The organism is Mycobacterium sp. (genome assembly GCF_032159565.1).
Lineage (GTDB): Bacteria > Actinomycetota > Actinomycetes > Mycobacteriales > Mycobacteriaceae > Mycobacterium.
This window is the reverse complement of the sequence record NZ_JAVHWR010000153.1, coordinates 1-22,364: the sequence shown is the minus strand read 5'-3', so window position 1 is coordinate 22,364 and position 22,364 is coordinate 1. Positions and strand designations below refer to the sequence as shown.

General features: G+C 67.9%; 16 protein-coding genes and 1 pseudogene. 4 read left to right on the top strand and 13 right to left on the bottom strand.

Annotated features, from left to right (window positions below):
• The coding region (locus QOC76_RS20840; protein WP_526359911.1) for a hypothetical protein at positions 1-192 on the top strand (192 nt) is incomplete at its 5' end.
• 41 nt (positions 193-233) lie between these two features.
• Here QOC76_RS20840 and QOC76_RS20835 read toward each other — a convergent pair.
• Positions 234-1,043, bottom strand: coding sequence for a hypothetical protein (locus QOC76_RS20835; protein WP_526359909.1), 810 nt, complete (start codon positions 1,041-1,043; stop codon positions 234-236).
• 127 nt (positions 1,044-1,170) lie between these two features.
• Complete coding sequence (locus QOC76_RS20830; protein WP_526359907.1) at positions 1,171-2,829, bottom strand: NERD domain-containing protein; 1,659 nt, start codon at positions 2,827-2,829, stop codon at positions 1,171-1,173.
• A gap of 167 nt (positions 2,830-2,996) precedes the next feature.
• Between QOC76_RS20830 and QOC76_RS20825 the strand changes: the two genes are divergently transcribed.
• On the top strand, positions 2,997-3,338 hold the full coding sequence (locus tag QOC76_RS20825; RefSeq protein ID WP_526359905.1) for a DUF732 domain-containing protein: 342 nt from the start codon (positions 2,997-2,999) through the stop codon (positions 3,336-3,338).
• Positions 3,339-3,350: 12 nt separating this feature from the next.
• Positions 3,351-3,638 carry a hypothetical protein gene (locus QOC76_RS20820; protein ID WP_526359903.1) on the top strand — a complete coding sequence of 96 codons (288 nt, stop codon included), beginning with the start codon at positions 3,351-3,353 and terminating at the stop codon, positions 3,636-3,638.
• Between the two features lie 344 nt (positions 3,639-3,982).
• On the opposite strand, the gene QOC76_RS20815 is transcribed toward QOC76_RS20820, so the two are convergent.
• Positions 3,983-4,666: a DUF1345 domain-containing protein gene (locus tag QOC76_RS20815; RefSeq protein ID WP_526359901.1), complete on the bottom strand. Its 684-nt coding sequence runs from the start codon at positions 4,664-4,666 to the stop codon at positions 3,983-3,985.
• 242 nt (positions 4,667-4,908) lie between these two features.
• Positions 4,909-5,394 (bottom strand): hypothetical protein, encoded by a 486-nt coding sequence (locus tag QOC76_RS20810; RefSeq protein ID WP_526359899.1) that lies wholly within the window; start codon positions 5,392-5,394, stop codon positions 4,909-4,911.
• Positions 5,395-5,599: 205 nt separating this feature from the next.
• On the opposite strand from QOC76_RS20810, the gene QOC76_RS20805 reads away from it, so the two are divergent.
• Positions 5,600-5,911 (top strand): DUF2510 domain-containing protein, encoded by a 312-nt coding sequence (locus QOC76_RS20805; protein ID WP_526359897.1) that lies wholly within the window; start codon positions 5,600-5,602, stop codon positions 5,909-5,911.
• An 18-nt stretch (positions 5,912-5,929) separates the two neighbouring features.
• Here QOC76_RS20805 and QOC76_RS20800 read toward each other — a convergent pair whose 3' ends face one another.
• The 9 genes and pseudogenes from QOC76_RS20800 to QOC76_RS20760 form a co-directional block, all read right to left on the bottom strand.
• The gene (locus tag QOC76_RS20800; protein WP_526359895.1) at positions 5,930-6,898 is read right to left on the bottom strand and encodes a sensor domain-containing protein; all 969 of its coding nucleotides are present in this window, start codon (positions 6,896-6,898) and stop codon (positions 5,930-5,932) included.
• An 84-nt stretch (positions 6,899-6,982) separates the two neighbouring features.
• Positions 6,983-7,288 (bottom strand): annotated as a pseudogene (locus QOC76_RS20795) (DUF4190 domain-containing protein); the annotation flags it as partial.
• A 38-nt stretch (positions 7,289-7,326) separates the two neighbouring features.
• Positions 7,327-8,484, bottom strand: a complete 1,158-nt coding sequence (locus QOC76_RS20790; protein ID WP_526359893.1) for a hypothetical protein — start codon at positions 8,482-8,484, stop codon at positions 7,327-7,329.
• Complete coding sequence (locus QOC76_RS20785) at positions 8,481-9,389, bottom strand: hypothetical protein (protein ID WP_526359891.1); 909 nt, start codon at positions 9,387-9,389, stop codon at positions 8,481-8,483. Before QOC76_RS20785 ends, QOC76_RS20790 begins: the two co-directional genes overlap by 4 nt.
• A gap of 35 nt (positions 9,390-9,424) precedes the next feature.
• On the bottom strand, positions 9,425-11,917 hold the full coding sequence (locus QOC76_RS20780; RefSeq protein WP_526359889.1) for a GAP1-N2 domain-containing protein: 2,493 nt from the start codon (positions 11,915-11,917) through the stop codon (positions 9,425-9,427).
• Positions 11,914-13,944, bottom strand: a complete 2,031-nt coding sequence (locus QOC76_RS20775; RefSeq protein WP_526359887.1) for a SaeA-related protein — start codon at positions 13,942-13,944, stop codon at positions 11,914-11,916. Before QOC76_RS20775 ends, QOC76_RS20780 begins: the two co-directional genes overlap by 4 nt.
• A gap of 2 nt (positions 13,945-13,946) precedes the next feature.
• Complete coding sequence (locus QOC76_RS20770; protein ID WP_526359885.1) at positions 13,947-16,598, bottom strand: hypothetical protein; 2,652 nt, start codon at positions 16,596-16,598, stop codon at positions 13,947-13,949.
• Position 16,599: 1 nt separating this feature from the next.
• Positions 16,600-20,145, bottom strand: a complete 3,546-nt coding sequence (locus tag QOC76_RS20765; protein WP_526359883.1) for a tubulin-like doman-containing protein — start codon at positions 20,143-20,145, stop codon at positions 16,600-16,602.
• A partial coding sequence (locus tag QOC76_RS20760) for a VWA domain-containing protein (protein WP_526359881.1) occupies positions 20,146-22,364 on the bottom strand: 2,219 nt, incomplete at its 5' end.

Below are 22,364 nucleotides of genomic sequence, written 5' to 3'. Positions count from 1 at the left end.
GTGCTGGTGCACTGCGTCGCGGCGTACAGCCGCACGCCGGCAGTGGGCGCGCTGTACGGCGCGCGGCTCCGGAGTGTCGACGTGGACGAGGCGGTGCGGGACGTGACGGCGGTGCTGCCGGGTGCATTCCCAACCATGCGTTCAGAGAGTCGCTGCGGCGTCTCCAGTTCGCGACGTAGCGCGACGAGCTAGTCGCCGCGAGCGCGCGCCGCGAGCGCCAGTCCTGGCAGCGCTCACCAGGTCCGCCGGCACTGTCCGCACGTCCAGTCGTCGTTGGTGACGCAGCACCCGCGGGCGTCGCGCCACGGTGGATAATCATGACTGCTCAACATCCCGTAAAGCGCCTGTTGGGTTTGTTGAGCACCGCACGACGGGCAGGCGGGATGTTGCGCCAGCCGATAGTCGACGAGGCTGACGTATCCGTCCTTTCGCATCCGTGCTGAGCACCGTGCGCACAGGGCGCCGGGCCAGTCGGCCGTGACCTGGTCGGTCGGCCTGCCGCGGTGATAGGCGTCGACGGTGTGAATGTGGACGTACTTACCGGCGTCGTCGAAGTGGAGATCCATCCGCCGGCCGCAGCCGTCACAGCGCCCTTGCGAATGCAGCAGGACCCTGGCGGCGGCCATCGAGTTATGGCCGAATCGTGCGTATTGGTCACCCCGAAACCTGCAGTCATCCAGCGCCAGTGTCATCCGAATCGCCATCTCGCCGTGCAGTACCCATTCATGACGCGGGTCCCCGTCCCATCGGAACCCGGTCATCATCCTCATTGTCTCGAGGTCGACCAATCCGGGCGGGGCGATCGGTGACAACTCGAGTTCGGCCCGAGTGGGTTCGCCGTCGGCGCCGACGTGGCCGAGCTCGGTCAGCACAGAGGTCGGGTCGGTATTGAGCACGAAGGCGACGGCATCGCCCTCTTCGGCGTCGTCCGCTTCGCAGCGCCAAGGCCTGTACGAAGACTCGGGTTCGAGTAGCGAGATGACCGCCTGCTTCCAATTCGTCGCCTCGACGATGAACAGCCGTTCGATGGGAGTTTGCGCCACAATGCAATTCTCCCACAGCGGTATGACATCTCGGACGGCTGAGAGTTAGCTGCCGGGTGCTCACACCTCCCGACCGATATGAGCGGTTGAGTCGGAAGCTAGTGGTCGACTCCGACAGTTCTTGCGATCACGACGATGGCAGGTTCAACCGGCGTGCCAGATCGGGACCACCGACGCCACGGATGAAGTCAGGGTCGCCGCAGACCACGAGCTGGTCGCGTGCTCGCGACAAGCCGACGTAGAGGCGTTCGCGGGAGCGGTCGAACTGGCTGGCCTCGTTGACGACGAGGACGAGGGCGCGGCGTTCGAGTCCTTTGAATCCGAGCACGTGGCCGTAGAACACCTGGTCGGCGTCCCAGAAGGTGTCCCAGTACGCCGTGTGCCCTTCCTTCTGCCGCTCGGTCTGCTCGGGATGGCGGCCGCCGGTGGTCAGCAGCGCGAGATCCTGAGGGCGCCAACCCTGTTCGAGGAGTGCTTCGATCTGGTCGTCGCCGACGCTGAGCGCGTCGTCGCGGCTGCAGGCGACAAACGAGACGGCCGGTCCCTCGCCGCCGAGGAACCGCATGGGGTGATCGACGAGCGGCTGGAAGGCGCTGGCGATCTGGCGGGTGTTGCGCAGGTTGTGGTCGAGGATCAGTGGGACCAATGGCACCGGCGGGGAGCCGTACCGGTTGAAGACGCGCTGGCCCTCGTCGGTGAACACGTACAGGCCGCCCTCGTCGGGGTCCTTCAGCGCGATCAGCATGGGTTCCCACCACGAGTCGGCGAAGTCCTGCGCCTCGTCGACGACGATGGAGTCGAAGCGGTGTCCGGGTTCGAGTTCCATTGCCAGCTCGGCCATTTGCCGCGGTAGGTCATGCTCCCAGAATTGAACGGTCTCCTCGGTGCGCAGCGATTCGTCCGGCCCTTGCGGCGCTCCCCACTGCACTCCGAGGGCGTGGAACTCGCCGACGTAGCCGGGTCGCTGGCGGTGCGGCCAGGTGGCGGTGATGCGTTCCAGGTAGGACGCCAGGCCGTGGGAGTAGCAGACGAGGGCGACACGCTGTCCTCGTTGCGCCAGCCGCCGCGCCTGCTCCATGGCCAGGAACGTCTTTCCGCTGCCGGCGCCGCCGCGGACTTCGATGCGGTTGAGCAGTCGGATGGCGTCGAGGATGACGCCCTGGTGTTCGGTGAGCGCGTCGGCAGCGTCCTCGTTGGCCAGAGCCCGGGCGACAACGTCGCGTTGCGGCAATCCCCTGCCGCTGAGCGCGGTCGTGATTTGGTCGATGCCGTTCTTTGTGAGCGGCGGCCGGTCGAGTTCCTGGCCGACGAGCACGTCGCGCAGCTTGGCCACCATGGTCGGTAACTCGTTGCGGTCGATGACTTTCCAGCGCGGGCAGTCAGACAGCGCGAAGTCGTCGGGTAGCTCGGTGTTGGGCAGTACGACGACGTGGTCCCAACGCAGCCGGCCCTGGCTCCAGCGGGGGTCCTTCTCGATGTAGTCTCGCAGGGCGTAGCAGGCTTCGCGGGCCTGCCGCACGGGCTCGATGGAGTGGTCGCGGCCGCCGCGTTTCTGCCGCCAGCCGTGGCCGTCGTGCCAGACCTCGCCGCCCTTGACCTCGAGGCAGACGATGCCGGCGCCTTCGATCGCGACGACGAAATCGACCTCGTGGTCCTTGAGGTGGTCGGTGACGCGCTGCCCGGCGACGACGAGGTCGTTGGGTTGGAGTTGTTCGAGCAGCGCCTGGTAGACGCGGCGCTCGGCGCGATTGGCGAGTCGGGGGGTATCGGTCGGGGCGATGCTCACTGGCGCGTCGGCTCTTCGGTTTGGAGCCACGGCAGCATCGCGAACCTCCCTGGTGAGCGTCGGGTCGATGGTAGCGAGGGGCTCGTCACGTCGGCTGACGCGGCCGTCACTTTCTTGTCGGTGGCGGCGTCTACGGTCTGTTTTGAAGCGCGAATCTAGGGGGGATCATGCGCGGACGTGGGGGTATTGCTGTCGTGCTCGCCGTGTGCGGGGCGGTGGCGTTGTCAGGTGCGGCTCGCGCCGACGAGTACGACTTCATCAGTCAGCTCGACAGCACGGGGGTGTACTACGAGTCGATCGTCGACATGATGGACATCGGCAAGGAGCTCTGTCATCACTTGCGGAGCGGAGTGGCGCCGCCGGTGGTACTCGGCAAGCTGCAGAACACCGGCTTCGCGGCAGCCGAGTCGGCCATCGTGTTGATGTCGGCGGTGAACAACATGTGCCCGAATTCCAAAGCGGCGGTCGTCGGATGGGCGCGCGACAACGGCTACAGCGGCCCGGCGTAAGGGGTTGGGACGATGCAAACCAAGACATTCGACGTGATCGACTTGATCAATCTGGTGGCCGCGGATCATGACTGGGACCTGAGCTTTGACTCAGGCCCCGGTGATACCCGAGAGCTGATCTTCTCCCGGACCAACCGGTTCGGCACCGGCCTGGAGGTTGAGATCGTGTTCGACTTCACCGGTCGAATCGAGCGCTCGGAGTACCGGCGCGATGGCGAGTTGTTCCACCGCAATGCCGTGGACAAGTGGACCTCGGCCGCCGACGTACACACCCTGACCCTCGAGCTGTTCAAGCGATAGGAGATGTGACTTCCACGGCTCTCGTCGAGACCGAGATAGCCGTGGGATGCACTACTGAAGGGACACCCCAAACTCCAGGATGTGTCGTCGTTCCGACTTCGTACCGCATCGACCCAGCATCCAAACAGCAAGCCTCAACGACCGTTGACGAACTGACAGTGCCCGCCGATGACGCGACGGAACACGTTCGAGTCATCGCGATTGGTATCCGCCTTGCCGAGGTTGTCACTGGGCTAAGGATCGGCGACCGTCAGTCCTTGGGGAGTTGTGTAGAAGACCTCTCGTCAACGACCATACGGGTTATAGCGACCTGCTCTCGCTGTCGCCGGATACCGGGACGGCGGTCAGAGACCCGAGGCAATGAGGTTGACCACCGAGGCCACGATGACCGAGCCGAAGACGTACGACAGCAGTCCGTGACCCAGAGCGGTGGACCGCATCCGGGACGACGTCAGATTGGTATCCGAGATCGCGAAACTCATCCCGACCGTGTAAGCGACATAGGCGAAATCGCTGTAGCGAGGCTGATCTCGACTGTTAGTGAAATTGAAATCGATGCCGCCGACCGGCTTTTCGTAGAAATAGATCTTGGCGTAGGTGAGTGCATAGATGGTGTGCACGGCCAACCACGAGATCGCCACGCTGGCCACCGCCACCGCGGGGGCCACGTGCTCGAAGTGGTCCGGACGCGCCTTGGCCAGCAGCAGCCCGACACCGACGAGACTGGCCAGGGCACCACCGAGGATAAGACCGAACACAGTCTTACGGCCTGGCTCTTCGTATTCGGCGTGGGAAGCGGTCTGGTCCGGTCCGTAGGGCCAGACGACGGCCCACGTCCACACCATGAACGTCAGCGCGAGAAAGTCCCATCCGATCAGCAGTGAGAACCACTCGAACCCCCTCCAAGCAGACACGCCGGTCGCTGCGAGCCCGACAACAAAGCCGCCCAGCACGCGGGGGGCGGGACCCCGCCAGAACGGCAGCTGGTGTGCGCTTGGCTGGCCGATCTCGTCGGAAAGTGACTCCATCCGCTAAGTGAACCAGCCAGCGTCATTGCTCGGCAGCCGGCGGCTGGCAGGGCCCGGCGGGCGCCAAAAGCCGCTGGTCGGCCAGGTCGTTCGCGCGCGCGGCGCGGTGCGCCAGCCACGCCGCCTCGCCACCGACGCCACGAGAGGTGGGACGACTGAAAGACGGCCTTGACGCCCAGGGCAACTGGCCCTCCGTTAGCGCAGTGCAGGAGGACAACATCCGTGTGCCGGAGCCGAAAATGCTAGTACGCGGCACGGATGACAAAGGCGTCTATGTTCTCGTCGTAATCGACCGTTTCATCGACGAATAGTTCCCCGACCGTGCGGCCGTCCTCCGCGACGGCGAGGAAGGTGAATTCTTCCTCGTCGTATCTCACTGACCCTTGCACGAACATCGCCGCGACCTCGTGGCCATCCGCTCCGAAAATGACAAGCTTCAAGCCTCCGGCATCCTTGACGTACTGCGCCGCTTCGGCAGGTGTCTTGATCATCGCTGGGATTCCTCTCTGCTGGCGGCTCCGTTCGTCAGCCATTGCTAGCACGCCGAGCTCTGTTCGCAGTGCTAGCACTCCGAGCTCTGCTCGCGGCGTCGTGTCGGACCCGGATGCGACGATGCCACTATGCCGCACGACTGGTTCTGGAAACTCACGGGTTTTCGAGAAGAGAGCTACGACCTCACCCCGGAGTCGACTCGCCGTGGAGGGCGATGAGCTGGTTTCGACGGTCAACGGCAAGCGCTACGGCATCGGTGCCCTCGAAGTGCCGACAATCGCAGAACCGCGTTCGCGCGTCGAGGTTTCCCGCGCCGAACGAAGCGCGGTGCTGGCCAAAGGTGCACAAGGACTCGGCGTTCACTCGTCGGTCGGTCCAGCTAGCGTTGCGGTAGTCGATTCAGTTGGCTGAAGGCAAACTGCGGTGACAGGAGGGGCGGACATGAGTTTCCTTCCGCCTGCCGGTTGGTATCCCAACCCAAGCGGTGCACCCGGACAGCGTTACTTCGACGGGCGCGCGTGGACGGCCCACCATCGCGCCGCCCCGCCACAGCCCGTGGCGCCGCCCGCACCGCCGCCGTTACCCATACAGACCAGCGTCGTGGTCACCGGACCCAACCACGCACTGCACGCCGTACTGACGCTGCTGACCTTCTGGGCCTGCGGTGGCTGGGGATGGATATGGCTGATCGTCGCCCTGAGTAACCGTCGTCGCGTGCACGTAGTGACCACGCCGCCGCCGTGGGCCCGGTAAGTGTCCACCCACCAGCGCTCAGCTCGGCACCCTGTCCACGATGCGGTTAGCTATCGTCTGCAGGCTGTCATCGAGGTCGAAACCCTGTGCGTCCAAGTCGATGACGACATTGGCTTCGGATGTGATGGCCCGGTCGGTACTGAAACCGGATTTGCTCCCGCGCAGTGTGTTTCGCAACATCATGACCGTGCCGTTTTGCGTTGGTTCGCCAACGTCGAGGACGAGCGGATTCCCGTCGACGATCAGCGTCACCGACTTGCCCGCGCAGCCGCGCCACTCGCCAACCGTTCGTGACACGAGATTGGTTGCCGTGGCGGTACTTTCAAACGTCGATGCGGCCTCGTTCAGCAAGATCATGCCGTCTTGACCGTCACCGGAAAGCGCACGCGTGAAGGCCGCGCGAGAGGAGCTGCGCTCATATGCCGACGCGCCCCCACCGAACAACGCGCTCATGCACTCGCGGGGCGTGACGTTGATGCCCTTGTCACCGCTCAGGCCTGACCCCTCCTCGACCTTGGCAAGAGCGGGCGCGTTGACCGCCTGCTTGACTTCGTCGATGCTGAGCAACAGCTGCGGCAACTGGGCGGCCTTGACGAGCCGCTCGTCCGGTGCGGCGGGACTCGTCGCACGAGCAGGGGGCGACGCGACCGTCGAGGAAGGCCCCGGTCCTGTGCGCACCACCGCCCAGATGACCACCGCAACGATCGCGATGACGATGAACGCGTAGGACAGCGTCAGCCCGATCAGCGCGCGGTCGTGGCCGCGTTGCCCGGTGCGCCGGATCTGCGACAGCCCGAGATGACCCAGCACCGCGCCCACTGGGGCGAACACGAACGCGAACACCACCGACAGGGTGGCGAATGTGTTCGTCTCATGACGAGGCGGCGGTGGCGGGGCCGATATGACCGGAGGCACCGGATAGGGATCGGCGCCGAACAACTCATCGTCGTCGCGGCCAGCCGAGCCGCCATACCCGCCGTCGTTCATCTGCAGCGCACCTCACCTCGACATTAGCGGCCCGGGCCGGGCGACCGCCCGTTACCGGACGGCAACGCCGGCGGCCGACACGATCAGCGCCACCACCGCCACCGTGATGAACACATACGACAACGTGACCCCAACCAGCGCCCGGTCCCGCCCGCGTTGTCCGGTCTGGTGAATCTGCGACAACGCAAGATGGCCGAGAATCACCCCAGCGGGAGCGAACACGAACGCAAACACCACCGATAACGTGGCCAATGTGTGGGTCTCCTGCTGCTGTGGTGCCGGCATTTCCGCGGCACCGGTGGCAGCGCCGGTGAAGGGATCAAACGGATCAGCACCGAAGGGATCTGCCCTCGACGACGCGGTGGGTTCCCCGCGGTAACCGCCGTGCATCATTCCCGACCTCCTCGACTCCCACGCGCCGACACAGCTCACAACACCCCGAATCCCGATGTGATCCAACGTACGGGGTCCGCGCAGCGGAACGGGGCGATGCCGCGCGGGTGCAGGCGGCTACCGCTGGGCGGCTGCCCAAGTGAGGACACCACGAAGTACCGGTGCGTCAACCGCTTTCCGGTGGACGGGTTTTCGACGGCCGCCACCATCGTCCCCGCATTCAACCGCGTCAGCAGGCTGCGGACTTCTTCGTGGAGCAGCTGCCCGCCGGCCTCGTCGTAGGACGGCCAGTCGGACGTGTCGCGCAGATATGCCGCGCCGGCGTTGGACATGATCAGGCTCCACTCCGAGCCCTGCACATCACGCAGTATCCGCAGCGCGTCGAATTTCGACAGGATCACCGCCAGCCTCGGGTGGCCGTGCCCGATCGCCAGCAGCACGTTGTTCAGCACACTGCGCGGCTCGCCCCCGCTGACCGTCTGGGCGGGCAGCAGATCTTGCAGCTGGTCGCGAATCGACTTGACCCGCAGCGGATCGAACATGAAGAAAACGGCGTCGGCGTTGACGAAGAATCGAAACGGCGGCGCGCTCAGGTCCCCGGTCTCCAGGTCCTCGCCGGCCACATCACGCAGCACCAGGTAGCGCCGGACGTCATGCCAGATGCCGATGCTGAAAATCAGGGGCTGCCGCTGCAGCGAGGCCTGCGTGTGCACGGTTGGGGTGGGCGGGATGAGTCCGCGCTGCACGAACAGCGGCGTCTCATAGTGCGTGGAATACGCCGTGGCGGTGGCTCGGGTCGCGGGTTCCATTGAGACGCCGAGGTTTTCGCACAGCAGCTGGAGTTGTTTCACCAGCACGGCGATGTAGAGGCTCTTGCCGGTGGCGCGAGCGCCCGCCATGGCGATGCACACCGCATGACCATCGTGCCATCCCTCCGGCAACGGGTAGTGACACACCGGGCACACCTCCACCACTGGGCCTTGCAGCGCCCGGCTGGCGTCGGCCGCCGGCGGTGGCGGCCCGCGGTAGCCCGCCGGGCGGTCCCACTTGTAGAACGGCCCGCTCTCGGCGGGCGCGCCGTTGAACGCCGATCCGACCTCGTCGAGATAGCGGGTGGCCCCGGCTCGTGGGGGCACCATCCACAAGTGCTGCTCGGAGGTCAGCACCGAAAAGCACCGCGGGCACTTCGTCACGTCAGCGCCCCCACCAGAAAGCCGGTGATGCGATCCAGGACCTGCGGGTGCTCCAGCCATTCGGCCGACGCGTCGCGGCCCTGCCGGGGTGCCGGCAGCCGCGCCCCGGCAGCGTCGAACCGGCGGTCATTGGACAAGATGATCATCGGAAAGCGTTGCTGGACAGCCGAAGTCGGAAAGTCGGCGCAGGCGATGGTGCGGGGACCAGGCGCCAGCTGCAACCAGCGCGCACCAGCGCACCATCGCGGCCGCGCCTTCCGCACCGCGTCGGCCAGGCTCACGCTGTCGGTGCCGCGCGCATCGGACCCGCCGACGACCACCGGCGTGACCTCCGCCCCGACGAACACCGACGACACATTGCGAATGCCTGCCGCCGCGGCGACGCCGACCACGATGTCGGTGGCCGCGGCGGCGCTGCCGTCGGCGAACCACGGCCGCATCGACGCTGAAACGTCCACGGCCACAACAACCGACTCGTCGGACTGCGCCGGCGTGCGACCGATGAGCTGTCGCGCGGAACTGCGCGCCGCCGACCCCAACGGGCTCAGCGGTACATCTGCCACCGCGATGACGCCCACCTCGACGTGGGATCCCTGCGGCCGCAACGCTGCGAACACCACACCCGACTCGCCGCTGACGTCGACCGGGTCGAAGAGCACCTGTACCGGATCGACCTCGGTGGGGTTGTCATGCGCGATCTCGAGATGAACGACCGTCCCAGCACCGAATCTCGCCGTGCCGACCGGTCGCACACCGACCGTCACCTCGCCGGCGATCTCCGGCAACACCGCGCGATGTGCGGTCGGGCGCACCACCAGCTGTTGTGCACTGCCGCGTACATCCAATTCGGCTTCGGCAACGGAACCGGTGATCGACACCGCCAGCGCCTCATTCGGAATGCTCACACGCTGATTGCGCTCGCCAACAACATAAATCGGCATCAGCGACGCTCTGTCGTCCGGGCCGCCAGTGACGGCTGCGCCTGCGCGCGGTGCGCCAGCAGCTTGGCCACCAGCTTTCGGTTTCGGCGCAGTGATGAGCTGTCCGGCTCAGCGCCCGACATCTTCGCCATCAATATCGCAGCATCGTCGATCTCCCGGTCGGTGAAGACCCTTGTGGCGGCGAGCTGTCGGGCGGCTCGCCCCAACAGGCCGTCGACACCGCCGGCCGAAGTCGCTGACTGCTCATCGGCCGCGGAACGCACGAGACCGGCGGCCAGCACCGCCGGTGCGAAGACGACGTGATGCTCGGTCAACGCCACCACCTGCCCTACCGCCTGCGCGCCGAGCGCCGGGTCCGCGGCCAGCGCCGCACATCCCGCCGGGTACGGCAGACCCGTGATCGTCGCCAGCACCGCCAACGTCAACAGGCGCACCGTGAAGTCCGGATGCAACCGGTCGTGCGCGACCGAAAGCGCGGCGTCCCAGTGCGCGCTGAAGGTGGACAAGTACGTCTCAATTCGGTCTTCGTTCACCCACATTCGCGGTTCGAGCAGCCGCACCGCCGCGCACGCCACAGCGGTATCGTCCGCGTTGGCCTCCGTCACTGCAGAGGCCAACTCTCTGAGTGCCTCCGAGTCCGGTGCGCCCATCAGGGTCGGCAGCGCGGACAGGCCGGGCGGGGCGCCACCGGCGGCCGCCAGCAGCGCTGCCGGTTCCCACACTTCTGCGGCGGCCATCTGCTCAAAGCGCGGTGACCCACAGATCCGCAGCCACCACAGCAACAGCCAGCGGTCGGCGGCGTCGGCCGCCCCCGCATATTGCGCGCGCGCGCCGCGCAGCGCCGCACGAGTCCACGCGGCATCCCAAGGGCAGGCCTGCGCCAGCTCCGATGGAGCAGGCGCAGCGATGTTCTCGGCGAGCCAGCCGAGCACGTCTTCGTCCAGCTGAGTGCACCCGGGGGTGCCCTTCAGCGATTCGGCGGCCAGCGCCAGCCGAGCCTGCGTGCCGATGCGCTGCCCGAGCCGATGGACCAGCCGTGGACCAGAATGCGGGTCGGTCAGGGCTGGCACCACATCGCGGCTCAGCGCCGCCGACAGCCGTTCGTCGTCCACACCGGCGCGCATCAAGAAATCGACCAGCCGCAGCACCTGTTCGGGGCCGACACCACGCGCCTGCTCCAGGGCTGGCCCGATCGCGTCGGACAGCTGGGCCGGCACTGCGCTGCGGTCAAATTGCCTTGGACCCAATGGGATTGGGCCCAACTGACTCAACCAGGTGTCATCTGTGATGGCGCGGCACGCGTAGGTCAGGTCGGCATGCTCTGCCGCCAGACCGGCAGGTGCGTGCTGCACCGCCTCCCAGGCATCGGCGGTCCTCGTGCCGACCAACTGCGTCATGACTCCAGAAATGGTGGCACCGACCGCCGAGGCGGGATCCACCCCGCGAGGGGTGTGCGCGGCGATGACGCTGCGGGCTTCGGTGTGGGCGTCGGCGTAGTTCCCGGCGCTCGCCACCGCCATCGCCATCGGCCAGGCCGGTGGCAGCGCGTCGTCCTCCACCTGCGCGGCGTAGCGGTCGATGTCGTCGAGCACGGCGCGCGCCGAGCCCGGCTCGAGCAGCACCACCTGCGCCATCGCCGACCACGGCGTCACCGCAATGGGCTGCCCGGCCGAGGTGCGGTGTGGTTCTCCTCCGAGCTCGCCCAACGACAAGGTCGCGGCCTCATCTATCGCCACTACCCCGGCCGGAACCGCGGTCACGTCGATGACCGGCACCGCGGTCAGGTGCTGCTTGCTCTGCAGCGCCGCCCCCACCTGGTCGGCGCGATCGAAGGTGGAGAAGTTCAGACGCGCGGCCGTGCCGGGCGACATCAGGAAACTCACCAGGCCGATCCACTGGGCGGCGGAGTGCACCGACTCGACCCCCAGCACCACCGGCGGGCCGCCGTCGAGCGCGGCGGCGACCGCGTCGAGCAGGCCAAACAATGTGGCCAGCCGCCATGTGCTGGTGTCCAGTGCGAACGTCAGCACACTGTCCTTGGTCACCGCCGCCGCCGGGCCGGGCACCTCGTCGGGCAAGACGGCGCGCGCCACCGCAGCCGCCCCGTACGGACACACCCATCGCGGCGACCGCCACAACTGAATCGGCCGGTGCAGTGGCTCCGCCTCCACAGTGCGGTCCAGGATCGCGTGGGCGAACACGTTGCCGGGCCGGCCGGTGCTGTCCGGTCCGGCGGGAACCGTATGCCAGTAACCGGCCGCGCGGGCGTCGATGCGTCGATAGGCGAGCCGCCGCGGACCCCGCTCGAGCTGTTCAGGTGTCGGGTAGGCGGGCAGCGGCTCGACGGCGTCGAACGCGGTATGCATCCCCGCAAGCAGGGCTTGTGTTTCTCCGGCGCTCAACGCGCCGGCGACCTGCTTGATCTGCCAGCCGCCTGCGGACCCGGGCGCATCGAACGACGTGTAAGCCAGCTGGCCGTAGCGGGGGTTCATGGCGCCACCGCTAAGAGCCGCAGATTCTCGACCGGCGGATCCAGCAGCGCGATCGTGCGCAGTCGCGCCGGCGAAGGGGTGTTCACGAACAGCCGGATCCAGCCGTGCAGGCCATGCACGTTCGCCGCCCACATCTCGCCGACGCCGTGGGTTGTCAGCGCCGACCACCGCAGTTCCTTCGACACCTCTCCGATGAGCTGACCGTGCTCGTTGACAGGCGCCGCGTCGACGGCTTGCCCGTCGTGCATCGACAGCGGGATGCGTTGCGCATTGTTGATCAAAACGAACGCCGGAGAGCCGGGAAGCTCGTACTGCGATCGCAACGCGACCGTGGCGTGGGTAGGCCGGCCGTCGGGGTCGCGGGCGATCCGCACCGCGTACTGCAGGCGAAGCAGCCCGGCGTACTCCACGCTGCGAATCGCGCCGACAACGCGGCGCCCCGCCGAAAAGGCCACCGGGGCCAGGTGCAGCGAGCACCCGGCGGCAGGCAACTCCTGCCGGGAAAGCTGCATACCGCCGTACTTCTCGTACTCCTCTAGTGAGATCTCAAACGACTTGCCGGTCAATCCGTTTCGCGGATCATGGCCCTTGGGGGCCAGATGCGTGACCACCGCCGCCGCACCGGCGGGCCAATCGAAGGTCAGCACCTGCTTGTTGCAGTATTCGGCCAGATTGACGTCGCGAATGATCCCCGTGCGCACCGCGGACACGGTGGCGCCCAGCAGCGCGCGTCCGGCCAGCAGGGTCACCGGGGTGAAATAGGCCCGGCTCCAGCGCTCCGGCCACGACACCGCCGACATCACCGCACGGTGCCGGCCGTGCTCGTCGTGGCGCAGCGACAGCGGCTGCGTCAACCGCTGGACCGGGTCCAGCCCGATCTGCTCGAGTGTGGCTTCGGGCAACTCGACGGTCTCTGCGCCGGCGCTTGGCGCGTTCTGGCTGCGGTAGATGACCACTGCGCCGGTCGGCGGCGGCGTCCACGTCAGCTCGAAGCGCGACCCGTCCGGGCTGTGGGCGCCCAACGACAGATCGGTCACCGGCGCCAGCACCGCCGACACTTCGACGGTGGCTTCGCTGGCCTCCGACAACCGCGTGACGCCGCCGACGGTGACCGCGCAGCGCACCCGGTAGATGTAGCGCTGCCCGCGCAACGCCTCGGTGTCGATGAACCCGCGGCGGGTGTCGCTGTCCCTCAGGATGCGGTGCTCCGGTCCCTCGCGCCCTGCCTCCTGCGCCGGTATGCGATAGATGAACACCTCGCTCACCGCCGACGCGACGTTCCACCGGCCGATGACCTGGCCGCTGTCCTCTCGGATCGCGAAGTCGCGTACCGGGCTCACCAGCGCAGCCTCGGCGTGTTTGACCGGCTGAGCCCCCAGCGCTTGGCCGCGGGTGGGTCCGCTGTTGACCCACACCTGGTAGTGGCGCACCGCGCCGCGCGGCGGCCGGTCGTCCAGCGCCGACGTAGCGGCGGTGGCGTCGACGAGCTGCGCCCGGTCCGGTGAGTACGGCGGGTCGTCCTCGTCGCTGACGACCCGGTAGATGACGACGGTGTCAGAGTCATCTCCGGCGGGCGGGTACGGCGGCCACGTCAACTCGAGGGCACCGGACCGGCCTTCCTCGCGCCGCCGCCGCAGCCCGATCGGGTGCAGGTCACCGATCTGCTCACCCAATCGGAACGGCGCGAAATCGCCTGCCCGGTAGTGGAGTTCCACGTCAATGGCATCGGTCCGAGGCGCGTCGGCGGCGACGACAGCCGCCCTGCGGGCCGATTCTCCTGTGCCGCCTTGGTTTTCGAGCTCGACCAGCAGCCGGGCCATGTCCTCGGCGTGCTCGGCCACCGAGGGCGGCAGCATGGCCCGGATCTGCGCGACGTCGGTGCGGCCCGAGCGCAGCACCAGACGCAGATGGGCCTCCTTGAAGCTCGTGCGCGACACTGCACCGGCGTCGATGAGCCGCTGGCGCCAGGCCATCAGCGCCGGCAGTCGCGGATCGTCGGTCGCGTCGATGTACTGCGGGTCGGGCATCGCTAGAACACCATGTCCTGACGGGGCGGGACGTCGCGGCGCTCCCGCTCGGTGGCCGACGTTGCGTCCTCTTCGCCTTCCGCTGCCACGTCGACGCGAGGCGCGAACAGCGCAAAGTCGTAGGGCGGCAACCCATCACTGGCCTGCACCACCGCGGCGCGATACCCCAACCCGGCGCGCGCGACCGTGGCCTCGTCGACCGCAACGCTCGCGCGGCCCGCTGTCATGGCGGCGTCGGTGAACAGCGACGCGTCGAAGGGGGCGGCCCGCCCGTCGCCCTGCTCCGTGAAGCCAGCGCCGAATTGCCGAGCAGGCGCATGCCGGTCCTCACCGGTTATCAGCACCGTGCCGGTGAGCGCATCGGCGACTTCGCCCTGCCCCTCGGCGAACATCTGCTCGACTCGCCCCCACAGCGCGTCGGCACCGGTGGGCTGAACTTGCCCCGAGGCGACCGCAGACGACCACTGATCCAGCCCGGATTGCGTGCCGATGCCCGGCATCCGGAACAGCATCTCGGGTTCCTCACGTAGCTTCGCTGCCACCTCGTCGATCATGTCCCGCCACGGCTGGGTCAGCCAGCCCAATGCGTACAGGCGCCGCTGAATCGCATGCGCGGCGTCGCCCGCCTGCAGCGCGTCCGGGTCGGCGACACCGAGTTGGGTCGAGCGCGGCAGGCCGTCGAAGAGCTGGCCGGATGAGGGTCGCGCCGCCGGCGCGGGCCCGAAAGGCGCCCGCAGCACCGCCCCCAGCACCCGGCACCACGACAACAGCTGTCCGTACGCGGTGGACAGCCGGCTGACGTCCTGCAGCGCCGTGCGCAGATTGGCCTGCATCGTCTCCAGCTCACCCAGCTGAGACTGTCGTAAGTGCGTCTCCGCGAACAGATCTCGCTGCGAGAACAGGAACAACGCCAGCGACGCCAGAATGTACAGGCCGAGCATCACACCGCCCGTCCACAGCGCGAACGGCCAGCGGACCCGGCCGGCGGCGGCGATCCCGGCGAGAACGACGAGTATCAGAACCAGTGCCCAGAAGAACGTTTTGAGGATGACGCCGATCGCCCGCTGGCGCGCCTGCAGTCGCGCGTCGGCCGACACCCGGTTGGTGGCCTGCTGGATCTCGCCGACCAGTCGGGCGACCTCGCCGCGGGCCCGGTGCAAGAAGTCCGCCAGGATGGAACCCACCTGCCAGGCATAGCTTTTCGACACGAACCGTTGCCAGCCTTCTAGTTCGGTCCCCGCAGTACGCGACTCGACGCCGGCCGCGGGATCTGAGTAGGCGCGTTGCAGCCGCTCCCGCAGGTCGGCAACACCGAGCACATCGGCCGGTTCCACCGAGCTGACCCCGATGACTGCGGACAGCGATGTGGGAATCGACGAAAACGATTCAGCGGCACTGGGAACCACGTCGGAGGCGACGGCGAGCACCCCGACCCCGGAACCCACCGGCACCGGATCCAACCCCGAGGCGCGACGGCCCCCGTCGGCCAGGGTCAGCGCCCCGGCGACGAAATCCATCCACAGCGCGCTGAGGTCCCGCTGTGCAAGATGTTGCGGCGGCGCACCGCCCAGCGCGGTGTTCAGCGCGTCGGCGCTTCGACCCAGGTGCTGCCAGTTGGCCACATCGGTGTTGGTGACCACAGCGAAAGCGGAATCCCTGCCGCCGAACACCGTGCCCTGCACCGTGCTGGCCAGCACCGACGACACCGAACCCGTAACGGCCGACCACCACGCCCCGGGCGCCTGCCGCAGCGCGGCGCCCATGAACTTCAAGAACATCTTCAGTGCTGCCCAGATTGAAATGGCTTGGGCACCAGAATCACTGACAGAAAGTCGAGGCCCGCGGAGCAGGTCTCGGTGCTTTGTCCACAGCCCCCTGGCAATGGTCTGGGTGGCCGCCGCAACATCGTCCACATAGACGACAGGCACCTCACCGCCGCGGGGCAGCGGAAGGCGTCCGGCAGGGTCGAACAGCTGGGCGCGCAGGCGCTCTTCGACCTCGCTGCTGTCCAGCCGGCGGTAGAACGCCCGCACCGCACGCACCGTCTGCCCGGGCAAGATCTCCAACGTGTCGAACGGTGTCCGCTCCAATCCTGCCCACAGTCCGGCGACCCCGGCGATCACCGGTGCGGTGCGTTGCGCGAAATCGAGCGGATCGGTGATCGGGCCGCTCGGCGCCGCACCCAGGCCGGGTCCCGCCGAATCCTCCGGGGCGACAAGCAGGTTGTGCCATCCCTCCAGCAACATCGTCGAATCCGGTGCCGCCGCTGCAGCGTCCCCCCGGGTCAGCAAGACACGCAGCAGGCTGATACGCGCACCCATCGAACTGCTGCGCACGATCTGCTCCACCGTCTGCTCGGCCACCAGGGGCACCCGCTCGGTGGACGGCGCCTCGGCGGGCACCAGGACCACCACCCGGATCCGCTGGTAGCGCTTGGCGGTGAGCAACTGCTGCAACACCGCCGGTTCGGCGCGACCGTCGCGCAGCACGCTGGCCGGGGTGGACGCGCCACCGATGTCGGCGGCGTCGACCCACGTGAACGCGGCGAGCAGTCCGACAGCGGAATAGTCGGCCAGGACGGCGAAGATCTCCTCTGTCCGGGCGTGCGGAGCGACCAACACCGTCAGCGCCTGCGAAGTGCTCGGCATCGACATGTCAGAACGTTCCGCCCTCCGGGATCACCAGGGGCCCGTCGTCGAGATAGCCGGTCCCGGCGGTCGCCGCGCCCCGCGCCAGCCCCGCGGCCTCGCGCTGCAACAACCGGGTGAGGGCTTCCGTCGCCCAGAACACGTCAGGAGCGAGATCGCGGAAGATCGGCGTCTTCGACGCCGTCGACCGTGTCGGGACCGACGTGAACACTCCGCCGGGCGCCGCACCGGCCATGTCCCCCGGCAGATACTGCGCGGCGACGTCGCGCACATTGGTCAGCCACTCCTGGGCGGCGGCGGCGCGCTCCTCGGGGCTTCGGGCCGCGGCGATCGTCTCGATCCGCGGTGTCACGCCCGGCACCGCAGCGTTGCCGACCAGGAACTCGCGCAGCACGTCGCTGGCAGACAGCTCGACGATGCCGCTGGCCGGGTCCTGCGAATGTGCGTCGTAGAGTTCCCGCAGCACGCCGTAGGGCCGCAGCGTGTGCATCACCGGCGGCTCGTGGGACTGGGCGATGGCGATCAGGATGCTCTCCAGCACCGCAGGCAGCCAGTCATAGGTGGCGATGAACGCCGACGGCGGGGTCAGCAGCGGACTGGGGAAGTTCAACCAGTGCCCCGCATCGGCGTCGTAGATGCGCACCGGGTCGGTGTAGGGGGGCTCCGGGATGTGAATCCGCCCGACGATCTGGCCCAGGAACCATCCCGCCGTCATGGCGCGGCGCTCGTCGTCGGTCATCGGCAGTGACGCAGGCAAGGGTCGCGCGCGGCGATAGCGCCAGAACGTCCCGCGGCCCGGCCCGGCGATCCGGGCCCACTGCTGAGCGGCGGGCTTGAGCACCGAGTCGAACGCCAGCGGCGAGTAGTTGGGGTAGGACCCGAAGATGTCCACCCGTGTCACGCTGTCCTCATCCGACAGCGACCGGCGGTAGTTGTCCTTGGTGGCCTGGTCGATGCGCGGATTGGTGCGCAGCACGTCGAACAGCGCGTCGGCGACGGGCTGGCCGGCGAAGGGGACCTCGGAGAACTTGTAGCGGTACTCCGTCTGCTGGCCGGGGTGCACCCGTTGCAGCGCTTCGTCATTCACACTGGCCAGCGGGCGGGCCAGCGACAGCGCCTCGGCGAACTTGGTGGTGATGTCTCGGCGGCGCGTGACCAATTCCGATTCCGCCGCGCCCGCGCCCTGCACGAAGTCGCGCAGCGACACCTTGCAGAACTCGTCGAACGATTCCCCCGGCCTGCCCACATACAGCCGGGCCCGCCTCAGCAGCTCTGCTGGGCGGGTGTGCACATCGAACTGCGCCATCGACGGCACCCGGGGCCGACTCGTCTCGGGGTCGGTGCCCAGGGCGCGCGTCACCCACGTTGCGGTGCGTTCGGTGAGACCTCCGGGTGCGGACACCCCGCCGGTGGTGCGCCACTGCCCCAGGATCACCTGGGTCGTCGCGTCGTCGATTGCGGTGCGCAGCGGCACCATTGCGTTGGCGCCCGCCACGGCCTTGGGCAGATCGAGCTCGTAGCGGCCCTGGAAGGCGGTCGAGCTGATCAGCAGCACTTCGTTGTTGGCCTCGGCGAACCGCGCGGGCACCAGCTCGTCGGCATCGGCCGGCCACGCCGCGTACTGATCGGTGGTCAGCCGCGCAAGTCCGATATCGGTGGGCGGTTCGGCGCGCGCCTGCTCCAGCAGCACCATCGCTTCGCCCAGCGCTTCGCGCAGTGGCCGCAACATTTCCGCGCCCACCACCCGCATCACGTCTGCGATTCGCGCGGCGGCGTCGGCGAACAGTTGGCGTCGCACGCCCGCGCGGAACCCGTCCAGCGCCGTTGCCAGAACCTGATCGGCGTTGGTCATCACCCCGCGCATCGAGCGCAGCGCCGCGTCCACTTGCGGCGGCACCGCGACGATGTCGGACGGCCCCATCGTCCCGAGCTGCGCCATCCCGGGGGCCAGCACGTCGTCGATGTGGCGGCGCAACCGGTCGACCAGTTCCCGGGCATACGGCAGGCCCATCGTCGCCATCGTCCCGCCCACCATCTGTTCGACCCGCCCGGCGAACTCGCGGTGCCAGTTGAACGCCATTGCGTAGGCCGCGTCGTCGCATGCCCGGAGAAGTTCGCTGCCCCGGTTGCGAAGAGCCTGACGGAAGATCGGAACCCACTGCTCTGCGGTCATGCCCTCGGGGTTCGGCAGATACCCTCGCAGCTGCCGGTCGATGAGCCCGTTGACGGTGGCGGCCACCGACTCGGCGGCGAAGGCGTCGGAGCCGATCCAGCGGCCGAGGATGCCCGTGCGGGTCTGCTCGTCGCCGGGGTTCGCCGGCAGCCCCAGCTCGCCGCAGTGTGCCTGCCACTGGCTGCTCAGGAGCGAGTCGAGTTGCTCGGTGCTCGACGCCGGGTTCCCGGCCTGCAGATGCCCGAACAGCAGTTTGTCCACGCAGCTGCGCGCCAGCCGTTGCGCGGCGTACTCGGCGTAGCGGTCGCGACCCATGCTCAAGCTGGCGAAACCATAAGTGCCCCAGGGCAATACGTCCCAAGCGGAGATGCCCCAGCCCAGCAGGTCGCGGTCGCCCTCGGGCGACGCCGTGTTGCCCAGGTCGTAGGAGACGAACTGGTCACTGGCCGCGCCGCTCATCATCAGTCCGGCCAGGCCCCGTGCCAGTCCCCGGTAGACGGCCCACTGCGAACCGTCTCCGAACAGCGTGCGGTCCGCGCCGATGAAGCGGCCCACCGGGAACACCCGCGCGAACGGGATCGGCTCCCCTTCGCCGTGCTGGTGGCCCAGCGCCCGCATCAGCCGCACATCGTGTTCGCGCGCCGAGCCCGCCTGACTGGCCACGATCTCCCCAAGCATGGCCAGCGAATTGGCGCGCACCCCGACGATGGAGCTCTGCGGCAGCGAATCGAAGATGTCGGGCGTCACCATGAAGACGCCCATCAGTTTCGGGTCAAGACCCGACACCAGGGTCAGCAGCCGGCACACATCCAGCGCCATCGACGCCCCCGCGCCGCCGGCCATCGACGACACCACCAGAACCAGCGGCGGTTCGTTGGGGTCGAATTTCCCCATGCCCGGCACGTCGGCGGTGGACATCTGCGAGATCGTGTCGACCCGGAAAAGCGCATCCCACGCGGCCTGCAGGCGGGTGTGGATCTCGGTGGCCTTGCTCAGCGTGATCATCCGCCCGATGGCCCGGTACTGGCCGGCGCCCGCCGAGATCGGGATGGACACCTCCTGGGGGTTGCGCGGCGCCCAGGTGGCGATGGTGTCCAACGCCGATTCGGCGGCCAGCCGCTGCGACAAGGCGCCGTCGAGGATCGCGTAGCTACTGCCCTGCGGTCCACAGCCGATGTAGGTGCCGCCCTGCTCGGGAACGTTGGCCAGTCCCTCAGGGCCGGTCTCCGGCGCGCTTGGGACGTCGATCTGAACGAATTGCCAACCGCCCAGGAGTGTTTCGATGCCCGCGGAGTGCAGTTCGGAGCGCAGCTGGTCCATGATGAACGCCAGCGTGGCACCGCCGGAACCACCGCATCCCACTATGAGGAATCGTCGCATTCAGTTTCCTTCCCTGAACGGGTCGAATGGATCTGGGTCATGGGCCGCCGACCCACCCTTCGCAGGTTCACCGAACGGCGAAACTGCTTGTCGCGCTTCGTTGTCCGAGACAGCCAGCCCGGCGTCAACCGCCCGCAACCGCAGCCCGTTGAGCAGCTCGGGCAGTCGACGCCCCACGTCTTCGTAGAGCCGCTCACGTGCCGCGGTGTCGGTGCGTCCGCCGACCAGCAGCAGCACCTCGGCGACGTTCGCCGGTCCGCTGGGATCGTGCAGGACCACCCACTTGTTGTGCACGGCCAGCGGCAGCACCGCGCGCAGTCCGCTGCGGTCGGTTGCGGGCAGCGCCGAACCCACACTGACCAGACCGTCGGCGTCGACGGTCACATAGCCGGGGCCGAAGGGGCTGCGGCCGACGGTCGTGCTCAGCGTGACACCTTGCACCGAGACTTTGCGAGCGCCCCCGGCCAGACCGGGCACCGGGCGGATCAGGTCGGTTTCGACCAGCGTGAAGGGTTCCCCGTCGCGCAGTACCACATCGTTGTTAACCTCGACCGGGATCCGGTCGGCCAGCATCGGCGTGTCGGGGATCTTGCTGACCCACCACTTCGCCGCGTACAGCAGTGCCAACGGGATCCCCGGGCCCAGCAGGAGCGCGGCCAGGAACACCAGCACGAAGTTGGTGGTGTTCAACGGCTTGATCAGCGACGCGACGAACGGAACGTCGACGACCTGGGCATCGCCCGGGTTGTCAAGCGCCGCAACGTGTATCGGCACGGTTCCGGTCAGCCCGCCGTGTCCGTCGCGGTCGGTGCGCAGCGTCACCGACAACTGCCCGGTCTGCCCGGCCTGCACCTTCGCACAGTTCTGCGCGGAGTTCGCGGCGGAGGACAGCCGCGGGGTGCCGATATCATCGGGTGCGGCCACCACCTTGGCGCCATCGGTGTCGGCGATCCAGGCGCAGCCCGGGCCGGTGATGTTGAGCGACGCGGTCGCGCCCTTGGCCGCTTGCACGGTGCCGAAATCGATCCGCTCGCCCGGCACCGGCAGGCCGAGCTTGGGCAGGATCTGCACGGGGACTTCGACGTCCTGGGGTGACAGCTGGGTGCCGGGCGCGATCTGCGCGCCTGATGGGTCGGTGGCCGGTGCGGTGGTGATCACCAACGACATTCGCAGCTTCGCCTGCCCGGGATTCACCTTCGTCAGGTCGGCGTCTACCGGGTTGCCGATGTCGGCTTTGGCCACGGAATCCAGCAGCGGGATGGGCGCAGCGCCGTCGGGCGCCAGCGCCGCCGACATGGTTGCGGTCCCCGCAAGGTCGGTCGGCTGCATGGGCTTGCCCGACCCGTCGACGAGACCGAACGTCAGGCCCTTGACCACCTGCCCGCTGCGCCACGGCGTTTTGTCGGCGTTGGTAAGCGCCGGAAAGATGTCGGTGGTGATGTGGATGCTGACCCGCGATACGGCGTCGGGGTGCTCACCGGTGGTGTCGACGTAGACGATCGCCCACTGACCCGGCCATTGCGGTCCCCCGGTGTTCTGCAGCGAAATGGTCTGCGCTGAATCGGATCGCCACTCATACGTCACCGGCACGCCGTCGAGGTCGGCGGTGTTGCGGCCGTCTTTCTTGGGCAGTTCCAATGTCTTGCCCGACGGCGAGATCAGATAGGGCACCACACCGGCCACTCCGCCGGAACCGAGGATGTCCACCGACTTGATCGAGCGGTCCAACGTGAAGTTGTGCCGCGCCTCCGGGCACACCCGCAGCTGGCAGACCGGGGCTTGCCCGGTGGTGCCCGGGTCCGGGTTGAGCGCGTCGAACCCGAACAGCATGTCGTCGATGTTGGAGACGGGATAGAAGTCACCCGGTATCGGATCAGTGATCTGTCCGCAGGCCATGCCGTTGAGTCCGCGGGCCGTGCTTATCGCCGACATCACGTCGAAGTCACCGGGTGTCTTGTTGGCGCCCAAGCCGATTCCCAGCATGATAATGCTGCTGCTGCGCAGCTGATCGGCGACGCCGCCAGGCCGGCAGATCGACTCCACGGCCCGTTTGGTGGTGTCCTCGACACCGCTCGGGCTGTCGAGGGTGATTCCGTCGGCGTAGGGCTTGGACGTCGCCCGCGACGTGAAATCGATCTTGCCGTCGGAGAACCATGCGATCGCTTGGCAGCGCTGTCCGCCGTTGGACCCTTGCCCGCGCGACGCCAACTCCTGGCGGG